Source organism: Paraburkholderia bannensis NBRC 103871, from assembly GCF_000685015.1.
Lineage (GTDB): Bacteria > Pseudomonadota > Gammaproteobacteria > Burkholderiales > Burkholderiaceae > Paraburkholderia > Paraburkholderia bannensis.
Genome location: NZ_BAYA01000066.1, coordinates 1 through 12,914, shown reverse-complemented (window position 1 = coordinate 12,914; position 12,914 = coordinate 1). Strand labels below are relative to the sequence as shown.

The window sequence follows — 12,914 nt, the reverse complement described above, 5'->3', positions numbered from 1 at the left end:
GCCGCGCCGCGCGACGAGCCACGCCGCGCGGCGCTGCCGCTCAAAGCTCAAGGGTCCCGCTGATATGGACATTTTCTTCGGTTACTTCATCTGGGGGCTCATCATCGCGGCGCCGCTCTGGTGGCTAGCGTGGCGCCTGCGTCTGGGGCGCTACCTGCCCGACTGGGCCAAACCGGCGAGCCAGCGCCCGCTCGAACTGCCGCCGCAGCTCGACGCCCTCGTGATTCGCGGCAAGCGCCGCAAGGATCTCGTGATCCGCCGTCCGTCGGTCGCGCGCGCCGCCGCGCCCGCGCCTGCCCCTACCGCCGCCCCGGCCACTCTCGCGGAGCCCCGTTCATGAAAACCGTCGCGATCGTCTCCGCCGTCGGCGGCGCGGGCCGCACGACGCTCGCCGCCTCGCTCGCCGGGCTGCTGGCCGCGCGCTCGCATACGGCGCTCGCCATCGAATGCGATCCGCGCAACGTGCTCGCCCTGCACTTCGGCCTGCGCGAAAGCGCGCGCGAAGGGCTCGTCACGCAGCTCTACGACCCCAATCCCGCCAGCGACGTCTGGGCCCGCGCCGCGCTGCAAAGCGACGACGGCGTGCTGGTGCTGCCGTGGGGCAGCGTCACCGCCGAGGGCGAGCCGACCACCCACAGCAGCGATGACGGCGACGGCGGCGCGCGCCTGGACGCCAACCGCCGCTGGCTGCGCGAGCTGCTCGGGCGCGTGGACCTGCCGTCGAATACGCTCGCGCTGATCGACGCCGCGCCCTGGCCTTCGGCCCACGCGCGCCAGGCCATCGAAGCCGCCGACATCGTGCTGGGCGTGCTCACGCCCGACGCCGCCGCCTGCGCGACGCTGCCGCGCTTCACCGAGGCACTGGTGCGCGCGGGCAAGCGCACGGCTTTCGTCGCCAACGCGGTGGTGCCCGCCCGCCAGCTCCACACCGACCTGATCGCCATGCTGCGCGCACGGCTGGGCTCGGCGATGCTGCCGTACCTCGTGCACGCGGATACCGGCGTGCCCAACGCGTTTGCCGCCGGCGCGAACTTCTGCCGCAGCGCGCCCGGCTCGCAGGCCGCGCACGACCTGAACGGCATCGCCTCGTGGATCTCGCACTGGGCCACGGGTGCGCTCGCCGAACTGCAAAGCGACCTGCCCGAAGGCGCGAGCCCGCCGCCGCCGGATCGCTTCGCCGGAGGCAGAAGATGATCCGCGCCAGGGTGCAGACGTTCTGGGCCGACTACGTGAGCGATCCGCTGGCCCGTTACTGGAGCGCGCTCTGGGTGGGCCTGCGCCGCGTGAGCGCGCCCCAGCTGGGCGTGGCCGCCGATGCGGATTTCGGCGACTGGCTGCTGCGGCTCTTTTTCCGTGCGCCGCGCCCCGGACAGCGCGACTGGCCTGCACTCGCCTTCGCCTCGCTCGGCGACGACATCGCGGCGCGCCTGGACATGGGCCGCGATCGCGGCAAGGGCGCGTGGATCCTGCGCCTGTTCCTGCGCCCGCGCCGCTCGCGGCGGCGTCTGGCCGCCGATCTGCGCACGGTTCACAAGCAGCCGCATCTGCACAGGATCGCGGCGCGCGTGTGGCTCGACCGCAAGCTCGAACCGGTCTACCGGCGCGCCCGGCGCGCGAGCGCGGCGATTGGCGCGCGGCTGCCGACGATCCACTGGGACGGCATTCGCGAGCGCCTCGAAAAGCTCTCGGAGACGCTCGACCGCGTCCCCTTCCTGCGCCAGTGCCTGCTCTGGCTCGCCTTCATCACGGCAGTCACGATCTGCACGACGCCGCTGCCGCTCGGCGACCAGGTGCTGCTGTTCTTCCTCGTCTGGGTGGTGGTGATGCTCGCGCGCCGCGTGCCGGGACGTCTCGCGACCATGCTGATGGTGATGCTGTCGATCATCATGACGGGCCGCTACGTCTGGTGGCGCACCACGCAGACGCTGCACCTCACGAGTCCCGCCGAAGCCATCGTCGGCTACGTGCTGTTCGCCGCGGAGCTCTATACGTGGGTCGTGCTGATGCTCGGTTACGTGCAGACGGCCTGGCCGCTGCGCCGCAAGCCCTCGCCGCTACCCGACGATCCCGCCGACTGGCCGACCGTCGACATCTACATTCCGACCTATAACGAGCCGCTGTCGGTGGTGCGTCCGACCGTGTTCGCGGCGAGCTCGATCGACTGGCCGCGCGACAAGCTGCGCATCTATCTGCTCGACGACGGCGACCGCGACGAGTTCCGCGACTTCGCCGCGCATGTGGGCGTCGGCTATATCCGTCGCGAGGAACACACGCACGCGAAGGCGGGCAACATCAATCACGCGCTCAAGCTCACCTCGGGCGAGCTGATCGCGATTTTCGACTGCGACCACATTCCCACGCGCTCCTTCCTGCAAACGACGGTCGGCACGTTTCTCGCCGATCCGAAGTGCGCGATGGTGCAGACGCCGCACCACTTCTTCTCGCCCGATCCGTTCGAGCGCAACTTCGACACGTTCCATCGCGTGCCGAACGAAGGCAGCCTGTTCTACGGCCTGATCCAGGACGGCAACGACTTCTGGGACGCCACCTTCTTCTGCGGCTCCTGCGCGGTCATCAAGCGCGGCCCGCTGGAGTCGATCGGCGGCATCGCGACCGAGACCGTGACCGAGGACGCGCACACTTCCCTGCGTCTGCACCGGAACGGATTTACTTCGGCGTATCTGCGCACGGTGCAGGCCGCCGGTCTCGCCACCGAAAGCCTCGCGAGCCATATCGGCCAGCGTATCCGCTGGGCGCGCGGCATGGCGCAGATCTTCCGGCTCGACAATCCGTGGTTCGGCAAGGGGCTCTCGTTCTTCCAGCGCATGTGCTACAGCAACGCCATGCTGCACTTCTTCTACGGGCTGCCGCGGCTGATCTTCCTCGTGATGCCGTGCGCGTACCTGTACTTCGGCCTGCACGTTATCAACACGCCCGCGACCGTGATTCTCGCGTACGTGCTGCCGTATCTCGTGACCGCGGCGATCGCCAACTCGCGCATCCAGGGACGCTACCGGCATTCGTTCTGGGCCGAAGCCTACGAGAGCGTGCTGGCCTGGTACATCGTGCTGCCGACGACGATCGCCGTCGTCAATCCGAAGCTCGGCAAGTTCAACGTGACGTCCAAGGGCGGCCACATCGAGGAGGACTACCTCGACTGGACGATCTCCACGCCGTATCTCGTGCTGCTCGGCATCAACGTGGTGGCGATCCTGTTCGGCATCGGGCGGCTGACGATCTGGCAAACCGACGAACCCGCCACGGTGGGCATGAACCTGTTCTGGGCGCTCGTGAACCTCACGGTGCTCGGGCTTGCCGTGGGCGTGGCCAAGGAAGCGCGCCAGGTGCGCGTCGCGCACCGCATTCCGCTGCGTGTGCCCGCGATGCTCACGCTGCCCGACGGCCGCACGCTTGCCTGCAAGACCGAGAACTATTCGATGGGCGGCCTGGGGCTCGTGCTGCCGGTCGAGGCGGGCGACGAGACGCTCGTTTCGGGCGAGCGCGTGAGCGTGTGCCTGTCGCGCGGCGCGGTCGAGCACGACTTCCCCGCCGTGGTCGCGCGCCTGGCCGATCGCCACCTGGGGATCCGCTTCGAGGACATGTCGATCGAGCGCGAGCGGCGCCTGGTCGAATGCACATTCGGGCGCGCCGACGCCTGGCTCGAATGGGAAGACGTGCCGCGCGACGACGCGCCGCTCAACGGTCTCGTCGAGCTGATCCTGCTGAGCTGGCAAGGTTATCTGCGCCTGTTCGATGCCTTCTTCGACGCGCTGGAAAACATCTTCACGCGACGTCGCGAGGAACGCGGCAAGCCTGCGCGTCAGCCATAAAGGCACGCTCACCTGACGACACAGCTACGCAACCGATTCACGCCGCAATAACGCTGGAACGCGACACACTATGGGCCTCTGGAATCTCTACTTCGCCGCCAAGCTGTACCTCTACTCGCTCGGCAAGCTCCAGGTCATCTGGCTGCTGAACATCCTGTTCGCCATCGCGCTGCTCGTGCCGCTGCATCTGCGCTGGCTGCGCATCACGCGCAACGTGCTGGCGGTGCTCGCGGGCATCGCGCTCTTCTATCACGAGTCCGGATGGCCGCCGATCAGCCGCGCGATCTCGCAGATTCCCGTGCTGCTCACCTTCACGCCCTCGTACATGATCGAGCTGCTCGGGCGCCTCGTTTCGCTCAAGGCGATCATCGTGGTCGTGCTGGTCGTGCTGCTCTACTTCCTCATCAACCGCTGGATCCGCGTGACGACGCTCGTGCTGATCGCGCTCGTCGGCGTGCCGCTGTATCAGGGCGCGGGCACGCTGGTCGCGAACGCCACCAGCGCGCTGGCGCAGAACGGCGACGGCAGCAGTGACGGCAGCGACGGCCGCAACGCCAACGAGCCGAAGAACGACCAGGCGGGCGGCTACGACCAGCAGCTCGCCGCATTCCGCGCCAACGAAGAAGGCCGCCGCGTGAACTTCTCACCGCTCACGAGCGACCCGAGCGCGCAATTCGACATCATCGTCGTGCATATCTGCTCGCTGTCGTGGGACGACATGGACGTGGTGAAGATGCGCAACAATCCGCTGTTCTCGCGCTTCGACTATGTCTTCCAGAACTTCAGTTCCGGCGCGAGCTATAGCGGCCCGGCTGCGATCCGCGTGCTGCGCGCGACCTGCGGACAGGAGGCGCACAAGGCGCTTTACGATCCTGCGCCGCCCGAGTGCCATCTGTTCGCGCAACTGGCCGCGGCCGGTTACACGCCCAACGCGCTGCTCAACCACAACGGCCGCTTCGACGACTTCCGCGGCACGGTCATCAAGGAAATCGGCGTGCCGGGCGTGACGATTCCGTCGAACGAAGGCCTGCCCGTGTTCATGAAGGAGTTCGACAACTCGGATCTGGCCGACGACTACGACGTCATCGCGCGCTGGTACAAGCAGCGCATCGCGGCGGGCGGCGGGCCGGTCGCGCTCTACTACAACACCGTGTCGATGCACGACGGCAACCGGCTGCCGAACACGAAGATGACCAGCCTGGAGTCGTATCCGGTGCGCCTGCAGACGCTGCTCGGCGACGTCGACAAGGTGATCAATCTCGTCCAGCAATCGGGCCGCAAGGCGGTGATCGTGTTCGTGCCGGAGCATGGCGCGGCGCTGCGTGGCGAAGAAAACCAGATCGCCGGGATGCGCGAAATTCCGACGCCGAATATCGTCCACGTGCCGGTGGGCGTGAAGGTCGTCGGCCTGCCCTCGGGTACCGAACAGGCAGGCGGCCCGGTCACGATCGATCAGCCGACCAGCTATCTCGCGCTCGCCCAGCTGCTCGCGAATCTGGTGGCGAAGAGTCCGTTCGCAGTCGGCGCCCAGCCGCTCGCGCAGTACGCGCAGAACCTGCCGCAGACGCGCATGGTCGGCGAAAACGAAGGCACCGTGATGATGACCACGCCGTCGGGCTATGTGATCCACACGCCGGACGGCGTCTGGGTGGAGGGCAAGTAAATGGCGCTGAAACTCTGGGGCAATCCGGGCCGCTCGCGCCGCAGTCCGCTGCTGCCCGGCGATATCGATGCGCTGGCGCGACTCGTCGAAGGCGTCGACGCCGATCGCTATTACGACGTGCAGGCGCAGGACGCCTGGCAGGAGGCGGCGGGACGCTGGCCGCTCGTGGCGGCGGTGCTGGGGCTGAAAGCCGACGCGCAGAAGTAGGCTGATCGGCGGCTTCGATCAGGAAAGCGTTGGGCGCCCGCGCTGTTGAGGATGCGGATAGGCGTCGTCCTGAGGCAGCTCCATCGACAGCTGAGTCCAGTCCGCCGCGCGCGATGCGGCGCGCTGGCGGGCCCCGCGAAGCAGATCGGCACGATGATCGGCTGAATGACGCGCGGGCTTTGCCGGGTTTTCGGCAGGCGCCAGATCGAAGAGATCGCGCGCGAACAGGTCGTGCGTCTCGCCGCAGGCCGCCATCACGGGCGGCTCGATGCAACCGCTGAGCGCGAGCGTGGCTTGCACCGCCTCGCATTCGGCCTGAAGCACGGCGCTCAGCTCGCGCGCCTTCGTCACCAGTTCGAACAGGTCGCTCGTCACGCCGCGCGTTTGCTGCGCCGATGCTTCGCTGCGCAAACGCTTCGTGAGATCGACGTAGGCGTCGAAATCGGCGTTGCGCGCCGCTTCATGCAGCTTCGCCATGTCGCGCGCTTTCACACGCGTGGGCTGCACGAGCTTCACGAAGTACGGCGCCTCCAGTTCCACGCCGAACGCCACCGGATACCCCTTCGCGCCGAATTCCGCGCCCGCGCGCGGCGTGCGCTCGGCGCGATCCACCCGATCCACCACCACCGTGCCCTGCGTCGCGCAGGGCGCCTTCGCCGTGCTCACGCTGCGCAGGCGTTCCGGCTGAACGCGCAGGCCGCTGCCGAGCGTGAGCTCGGTCGGCGACGCACAGACAAGCGCGTAGTGATGGTCGCGCAGCTTGCCTGACGGCAGGCGCGTGCGACTCGTCACGAACACGTGCTGCGGCAACTGCCGCACCTGCCCGCTCGCGTCCACCCAGGCGTTCCACACGAACGCGTCTTCACGCCTGATGTCCGCCACGCGCGGGCGACTGGCCGCCGGCGAGAACAACGCCAGCAGCGATCCTGTGCGCAGCGCGGCGATCTGCGCGCTGCTGCCCAGCGACTGGTTGATGCCCCACAGGAAACGCCCGCCGCCCAGACGACGCTCCCACTCCTTGCGCAGGACGATCGTCGGGAGATCTTCACCCGTTTCGGATCCGATCCTCGACCAGCAGAACGTGGGCGGTAGGTGCTTCAGTGCCATCGACTTCCTCGAAATGCGCCGCGCCCACCCTATTCGGCAGGCAATTCAATAAGCGTTACTGTATAGGTATAATGCATGGCATGGAAGGCCCAGACACTCATTTTCCCGTGCAGGAACTGTTGCGCCGGCTAGCGGCCGATGCCCGCTCGTCCAGCGAAATAGCACGGCTTTCCGGGGTCAGCCAGCCGACCGTCTCGCGGCTTCGGCTCTCTAACGGCCGCAGGGTGCGGCGTAGCGCGTCATTCAACAAGCTATGCAGTTTCTATGACCTGAAGGCCGTATCGCGGCCTGCGGCGGCCTATAGCGACCTGCTGCGCAATGCCATCGTCGAGGTATGGGACGGCTCGGAGGAGCACGGGCGCGCGCTGCTCGTCGTCATCAAGGGATTGAAAGAGCTGCGGGAGCGGGCCGGTTGAGCGCGGTTTCGGCTTCAGGTAACCGGATTTGGGATTGAGGTCGCCACGAAAGGCGCGGGACGCCAGAAAAAACGTGAAAAAGGCAGGTTTAGTCGCGTTACGGGCTTGCCTGTGCGCCTTGTCGCACCGACATTGCATAGAAATAGGCACGGCGCACCCCAGAAGTCCCCATAAGCGGTGACCTTTCGCTTCGAGTGGGAACCTATGCGTACCGGGCCTCGATTTTCCGGGGAGCGTCTATATATAGAAGAGGCAATCGCGACACGCCGCGTGTGCGTTGTGTGCGTAACGTGCGCGCGTATCGCTTCGTTTGCTTCTATATCGCCATCGTCGGATCCCATGAACTCAACGTCGATCGAAGATACCCCTGCGCCGCTGCGCGGCCAGTGCCTTTGCGGCGCGGTGCGCTATCAGGTCGAGGACGCCTTCCGCTACGCCTTCAACTGCCATTGCTCGCAGTGCCGGCGCGCGACGGGTGCGGCGTTCAAGCCGTTCGCCGGTATCGAGCGCGCACATCTGCGTCTTGAGCAGGGACAGGGTGACGTGATGGTCTACGGAAACACCGACGCCGCGCACGATGTCCATTGTGGGTGCTGCGGGTCGCTGCTCTATTCAGTGGTGCGCGAAGGCGCCTATGTTCATGTGACGCTGGGCACGCTCGTCGATGCTCCCAGGATTCGCCCGCAGGGCCATCTGTTTGTCGGCTCGAAGGCGCCGTGGCACGAAATCACCGATGCATTGCCGCAATATGACGAATTTCCTTCGTAATATTCCGGCGTGCGTGTCGAAGTCAACGCACAAGGAGGCGGACACGTTCATAATAGAAGGTTGTCGCGTTGCAACTGCCGTAATGGGGAGCAATTGCAGCGCGTCACGTGCGTCCATGCGCCATTTCGACGCAATTTTGCTGCGGCACCGCCTGGCCGTTTATCCCTTGATGGAAAACGTGCGAACCATTGGCTGGTCATTGCGTCAAATCTCGCGCGTGAGAGAACGCGGAGCGCCAAAAGGCGCCATTCAGACGACGTATCCAATTCGTTTCGACCCTGCAAAGGCCGATCTGTGCGTCCACACGACGATTCGGGTTGCCTCGCATGGCGGAACGCACTACCATACGCGATCTTTCTGCATTGCACGAAAATCCAGGACGCCACGCCCTTGTGCGTTTGGCGCTCGCTCGGCGGGCCGGCACGCGCCCCCGCCCATTCCCCTGCAATTTCGTCATCGCCAGGACGCCACGCCGCTGGCGCGTGACCCTTTTTGCCCTCGCCGGGCATTCCTTTCGAGGAGAATGTATTGACTAGCCATGACCGGGAAGACGCGCTGGCCTCGACGTCTACCCGCACCGCACGCCGCGGATCCAAGGACAAGACCGGCGATACGACTCAAATGGACGGTTCGTCGCAACTCGAGAAGCGCCAGCACCAGATGCGCGCGCTGATCAAGCTCGGTCGCGAACGTGGTTACCTGACCCACGCCGACATTAACGACCACCTGCCCGACAACTTCGCGCAGACGGCCGCGCTGGAAACCATTGTCGCGACGTTTAACGACATGGGTGTGCAGGTCTACGAGCAGGCGCCGGACGCCGACACGCTGCTCCTGAACGATGAAGCACGTGCCGACCAGCAAGCCGACGACGAAGCCGACGAGGAAGTCGAAGTCGCGCTGTCGACGGTCGACTCGGAATTCGGCCGCACGACCGACCCTGTCCGCATGTACATGCGTGAAATGGGTTCGAGCGAGCTGCTCACGCGCGCAGGCGAAATCGAAGTCGCCAAGCGCATCGAAGACGGCCTCCAGGAAATGATCCAGGCGATCGCGGCTTGCCCGTCGATCGTCGCGACGATTCTCGCCGACGCCGACCGCATCGCCGCCGAAGAAATGCGCATCGACGAGCTCGTCGACGGCATCGGCAGCGGTGAAGCGGAACAAGAGCCCGCAGCGGCTGAAGCCGACACGAACGACACGCTCGAAGCCCAGGCTTCGGACGACGACGAGTCGGACGACAGCGAAGACAGCGACGAAGACGCGGACAACGCCAAGGCCAACGAAGCCCAGCTCGCACAGCTGAAGGCAGACAGCCTGGCGATCTTCGCACGCGTGCGCACGCTCTTCGAACAGATGACCTGCACGACGGACGCCGACGCACGCGCGTCGACCGCCGAAATGCAGATCTGCGCGGACATCCAGACGGAACTCGCACCGATCCGCTTCACGGCTCGCACGATCGACCGCCTGTGCTCGCTGCTGCACGAGCAGGTTGCAGGTATCCGCGCGATCGAGCGCAATGTGCTGGCAATCGTCGTGGATCGCTGCGGCATGCCGCGTGAGGCGTTCATCGAGCAGTTCCCGGGCAAGGAAACCGATCTCGAATGGGGTGTGCGCGCTGCCGCTTCGTCGAGCAAGTACGGCCCCGCCATCGAGCGTAGCCTGCCGGCCATCCAGGCCGAACAGCGCAAGCTCGCTGAGATCGAAGCCGCTGCCTCGCTTTCGCTTCAGCAGATCAAGGCGATCAATCGCCGCATGACGGCTGCCGAATCGAAGATGCGTCAGGCCAAGGGCGAGATGGTCAAGGCCAACCTGCGTCTCGTGATCTCGATTGCGAAGAAGTACGTGAACCGCGGCATGCAGTTCCTCGACCTGATCCAGGAAGGCAACATCGGCCTGATGAAGGCGGTGGACAAGTTCGAATACCGCCGTGGCTGGAAGTTCTCGACCTACGCGACGTGGTGGGTGCGTCAGGCTGTGACGCGTGCGCTGGCCGACCAGGCGCGCACGATTCGCGTGCCGGTGCACATGATCGAAACGATCAACAAGCTGAACCGCATCTCGCGCGAGATCCTGCAGCAGACCGGTATGGAAGCGCATCCTGCCGATCTGGCCGCACGCATGGGCATGACCGAAGAAAAGGTGCGTGGCATCCTCAAGATCGCCAAGCAGCCGGTTTCGCTCGAAAGCCCGGTCGGCGACGACGGCGATGCAACGCTTGGCGACATGATTGAAGACGCGTCGTCGAGCTCGCCCGCCGATGCAGCGATCCACGCGAACATGCGTGCCGCCATCGACGAAGCGCTCAAGGCACTGTCGCCGCGCGAAGCGAAGGTGCTGCGCATGCGCTACGGCATCGACACGACCTCGGATCACACCCTCGAGGAAGTGGGCAAGCAGTTCGACGTGACGCGCGAGCGTATCCGCCAGATCGAAAGCAAGGCGATGCGCAAGCTGATGCACCCGAGCCGCGCCGACAAGCTGCGTCCGTTCCTGGAGCGTTAATAGCGGTTTCATCGCTACGCTTGCTGGAGCAACGAAAAAAGCCCGTCACGAAAGTGACGGGCTTTTTGTTTTGGCGCAGTTGAAGCCGCGCGAACGTCGATCAGTCCGTGCCGAATTTCGGCGAGTGCGGGCCGTAGAGTAGCCCCGTGGGCGGGCCTGCATGCAACAGACGATAGCTCGTGATACCGGCAATATCGTGACTCTTGTCGGTCAGCGAGTTCGCAACCTGCTTGATTGCCGCCACCACCAGCATGGCGATCAGGCCGCCGCCGTTGTTGCTGCCTTCTTCGCTGTTGGCCGTCGCGGCGCCTTGCCAGAGTACGTCGCCGCTCTTCAGGTCGACGAGCTTCGCCGAAGCGGTGACCACCGTCGCGCTAGCCAACACGCGATATTGCGTGCCGAACTGCGTGATCTTCGAGTACACCACGGCATCGGCGCCAAAGATCTCGCGCAGCTTCGCAGGCGGCGTCTGCTGGATGTCGCCCGCCGTCGTAAGACCGTTCTGCTTGAAGGTCTCCTCCATGACCGCAACCGGAATCACGTAGTAACCGGCTTCCGCGAGCGGCATCGTCATTTGCGACAGCATGCTGTTCGACGCATTCACGTCGGTCGTCTGGTTGTCGGGCGGCAGCACGAGAATCGAGCGCGGGCGCGCATTCTTGAACGCCGTGTAGTCCACGTGCTTGACGGGCTGCGCGCAGGCGGCCAGCAGCGCGAGCGCGGACAAGGCCAGCCAGAGCTTGAGAGAAGTGATTCTGGACATCGTAGTGCGCTCGCTTAGGGTTGTTTCGGGGTCTTCATGAGGAAGTCCATGTAGGTCGTCGACTCCGGGAAAAGATGCTTCTCGGCGTCGAACTCCTGCATAGCCTGCGTGCCGTTGCCGACGTTCGCGTACAACATGCCCAGCTGCGCGTGGAAGCCCGGCGGCGGCGTGTTGCCCTTTGCGCGAATCTGCTGCAACGACTTCTCAAGCGCGTCGATCTGTTCCTGCGGCGCCTTTTCGCCCTTCAGGTAGTCATAGACCCCCGGCTGGTAGCCAGTCCATTGATAAAGCGGCGGCGTGGCGGGCGCGCAGCCCGCGAGCAGCAGCGTCGCTGCCGTGACAGGCAGGCAGAGTCCCCGAAGCGTGCCGATGTATTTCATTGCAAAACCCCGTATGCGTCGTTGTTGTGGTCGAGCGTGAAGCGCTAATCGTTGAATCGCTAGCGCGTACTCAATGGGCGGTGCGCAGCGCGCCCGCGTCGACTTGATCGGAGAGGTGGTTGACGGCCTCCTGGATCGCAAGCTCGAGCACCTTGCCGTTGAGCGTCGAGTCGTAGCTCGCCGTGCCGCCAAAGCCGATGATTTCGCGGTTAGACAGGCTGTATTCGCCCGCGCCTTGCGCCGACGCGATCACTTCCGAGGTCGTGGTATCGACGACATTGATGCTCACCTTTGCGTACGCGATCTGGCTCTTGCCGCTGCCGAGAATGCCGAACAGTTGGTGATCGCCAACTTCCTTACGGCCGAACTCGGTCACGTCGCCGGTGATGACGTAGTTGGCGCCCTTGATCGCCTGGGCTTTCTTCGTGAAGCCCGCCTCCTGGCGGATCTCGTCGAGGTTGTCGCGATCAAGCACGTTGAAGCGCCCGCTCTGCTGCAGCGACGTGACCAGAATGGTCTTTGCCTGGCCGCCGAGACGATCGATGCCATCGGAGAAAATGCCGCGCATGTAGGCCGAGCGATTGTCGAACTTGCCAATCGCGATCTGCACTGGCTTGCCGACTGCAGGACGCTGCGCGACTGCTACCGGAGCAACAGCCAACGTACGCGACGATTCCGTCGCGCAACCGCTCAGCGCCGCGATAGTGGCAGCGGCGAGCACTGCGCCGCAGGTTCTGGACAACTTCATGGATTCTCCTTGGTGATGAAACGGAAACGACGGCGTGTGCGCGCGATACCGCGTGCACGAATTGAGGCGACAGGAGGAAGGGAAGCGGCGGCGAGATGCGGCGCTAGAGGACGTGCTGCGCGGCAATGGCGAGCATGCTGGGTACGCTGGGCGCGAGCGCCCCACGCAAGGTGTTGCGATGAGTGCAAAGGGCGCAGTACGTCGCTGCGCGCGTGGTCATTCCATCGGCATTGCATGTTTCTCGCTTCCTGCACGCTCGCGCGCATGGAAGCCCCCGGATTCTTGTCGATGCTGCGTGTTTTTAAGTTTGTAATTACAAGCTACACACGCGTGTATCGGCGGGTTTTAGAGAAACTTTAGAAAATCGACGATTTAATGCGTATCAGATTTTTTATTCGATCGATTTAAATGCGCATTAACGAGCTTTGAGAACGCCGTTTTAAAGAGGCATTTTGAGTTGTATGCGTGAGGGATTTGATGACTGCGGAGGGGTATTACGTGCTTTTCGCGCACGTAAACGCCAA

General features: G+C 64.8%; 12 protein-coding genes. 8 read left to right on the top strand and 4 right to left on the bottom strand.

Going from position 1 to position 12,914, the window contains the following annotated elements; all coding sequences use genetic code 11:
* From BBA01S_RS44915 to bcsR, 5 genes are all read left to right on the top strand, one after another.
* Positions 1-340: hypothetical protein (locus BBA01S_RS44915; protein WP_218004283.1), on the top strand; the 340-nt coding region annotated here is incomplete at its 5' end.
* On the top strand, positions 337-1,194 hold the full coding sequence (gene bcsQ / locus BBA01S_RS44910; protein WP_042298628.1) for a cellulose biosynthesis protein BcsQ: 858 nt from the start codon (positions 337-339) through the stop codon (positions 1,192-1,194). The genes BBA01S_RS44915 and bcsQ, both read left to right, overlap by 4 nt.
* Positions 1,191-3,830: a UDP-forming cellulose synthase catalytic subunit gene (gene bcsA / locus BBA01S_RS38950; RefSeq protein WP_084162822.1), complete on the top strand. Its 2,640-nt coding sequence runs from the start codon at positions 1,191-1,193 to the stop codon at positions 3,828-3,830. Before bcsQ ends, bcsA begins: the two co-directional genes overlap by 4 nt.
* Before the next feature lie 70 nt (positions 3,831-3,900).
* Positions 3,901-5,493 (top strand): cellulose biosynthesis protein BcsG, encoded by a 1,593-nt coding sequence (gene bcsG, locus BBA01S_RS38945; RefSeq protein ID WP_027821109.1) that lies wholly within the window; start codon positions 3,901-3,903, stop codon positions 5,491-5,493.
* A complete protein-coding gene (gene bcsR, locus BBA01S_RS44905; protein ID WP_042298627.1) occupies positions 5,494-5,700 on the top strand; it encodes a BcsR/BcsP family cellulose biosynthesis protein in 207 nt (68 codons plus the stop codon).
* Positions 5,701-5,718: 18 nt separating this feature from the next.
* On the opposite strand, the gene BBA01S_RS44900 is transcribed toward bcsR, so the two are convergent.
* On the bottom strand, positions 5,719-6,807 hold the full coding sequence (locus tag BBA01S_RS44900; RefSeq protein ID WP_052392091.1) for a hypothetical protein: 1,089 nt from the start codon (positions 6,805-6,807) through the stop codon (positions 5,719-5,721).
* Positions 6,808-6,887: 80 nt separating this feature from the next.
* Between BBA01S_RS44900 and BBA01S_RS38930 the strand changes: the two genes are divergently transcribed.
* From BBA01S_RS38930 to rpoD, 3 genes are all read left to right on the top strand, one after another.
* The gene (locus BBA01S_RS38930; protein ID WP_027821108.1) at positions 6,888-7,223 is read left to right on the top strand and encodes a helix-turn-helix domain-containing protein; all 336 of its coding nucleotides are present in this window, start codon (positions 6,888-6,890) and stop codon (positions 7,221-7,223) included.
* Positions 7,224-7,562: 339 nt separating this feature from the next.
* Positions 7,563-7,991: a GFA family protein gene (locus BBA01S_RS38925; protein ID WP_042298626.1), complete on the top strand. Its 429-nt coding sequence runs from the start codon at positions 7,563-7,565 to the stop codon at positions 7,989-7,991.
* A 528-nt stretch (positions 7,992-8,519) separates the two neighbouring features.
* Positions 8,520-10,499 carry an RNA polymerase sigma factor RpoD gene (gene rpoD / locus BBA01S_RS38920; protein ID WP_027821106.1) on the top strand — a complete coding sequence of 660 codons (1,980 nt, stop codon included), beginning with the start codon at positions 8,520-8,522 and terminating at the stop codon, positions 10,497-10,499.
* A 100-nt stretch (positions 10,500-10,599) separates the two neighbouring features.
* On the opposite strand, the gene BBA01S_RS38915 is transcribed toward rpoD, so the two are convergent.
* From BBA01S_RS38915 to BBA01S_RS38905, 3 genes are all read right to left on the bottom strand, one after another.
* Entirely contained in the window at positions 10,600-11,262 is a 663-nt protein-coding gene (locus BBA01S_RS38915) for a DUF799 domain-containing protein (protein ID WP_027821105.1), read from the bottom strand.
* A 14-nt stretch (positions 11,263-11,276) separates the two neighbouring features.
* The gene (locus tag BBA01S_RS38910) at positions 11,277-11,642 is read right to left on the bottom strand and encodes a DUF4810 domain-containing protein (protein WP_027821104.1); all 366 of its coding nucleotides are present in this window, start codon (positions 11,640-11,642) and stop codon (positions 11,277-11,279) included.
* A 70-nt stretch (positions 11,643-11,712) separates the two neighbouring features.
* The gene (locus BBA01S_RS38905; protein WP_027821103.1) at positions 11,713-12,390 is read right to left on the bottom strand and encodes a CsgG/HfaB family protein; all 678 of its coding nucleotides are present in this window, start codon (positions 12,388-12,390) and stop codon (positions 11,713-11,715) included.
* Positions 12,391-12,914 lie beyond the last annotated feature (524 nt).

Coding starts and splice junctions, on each gene's coding strand:
- BBA01S_RS38915 (WP_027821105.1), bottom strand. CDS start 11,262: ATGTCCAGAATCACTTCTCTCAAGCTCTGGCTGGCCTTGTCCGCGCTC.
- BBA01S_RS44900 (WP_052392091.1), bottom strand. CDS start 6,807: ATGGCACTGAAGCACCTACCGCCCACGTTCTGCTGGTCGAGGATCGGA.
- bcsQ (WP_042298628.1), top strand. CDS start 337: ATGAAAACCGTCGCGATCGTCTCCGCCGTCGGCGGCGCGGGCCGCACG.
- BBA01S_RS38910 (WP_027821104.1), bottom strand. CDS start 11,642: ATGAAATACATCGGCACGCTTCGGGGACTCTGCCTGCCTGTCACGGCA.
- BBA01S_RS38930 (WP_027821108.1), top strand. CDS start 6,888: ATGGAAGGCCCAGACACTCATTTTCCCGTGCAGGAACTGTTGCGCCGG.
- BBA01S_RS38925 (WP_042298626.1), top strand. CDS start 7,563: ATGAACTCAACGTCGATCGAAGATACCCCTGCGCCGCTGCGCGGCCAG.
- bcsA (WP_084162822.1), top strand. CDS start 1,191: ATGATCCGCGCCAGGGTGCAGACGTTCTGGGCCGACTACGTGAGCGAT.
- BBA01S_RS38905 (WP_027821103.1), bottom strand. CDS start 12,390: ATGAAGTTGTCCAGAACCTGCGGCGCAGTGCTCGCCGCTGCCACTATC.
- bcsG (WP_027821109.1), top strand. CDS start 3,901: ATGGGCCTCTGGAATCTCTACTTCGCCGCCAAGCTGTACCTCTACTCG.
- bcsR (WP_042298627.1), top strand. CDS start 5,494: ATGGCGCTGAAACTCTGGGGCAATCCGGGCCGCTCGCGCCGCAGTCCG.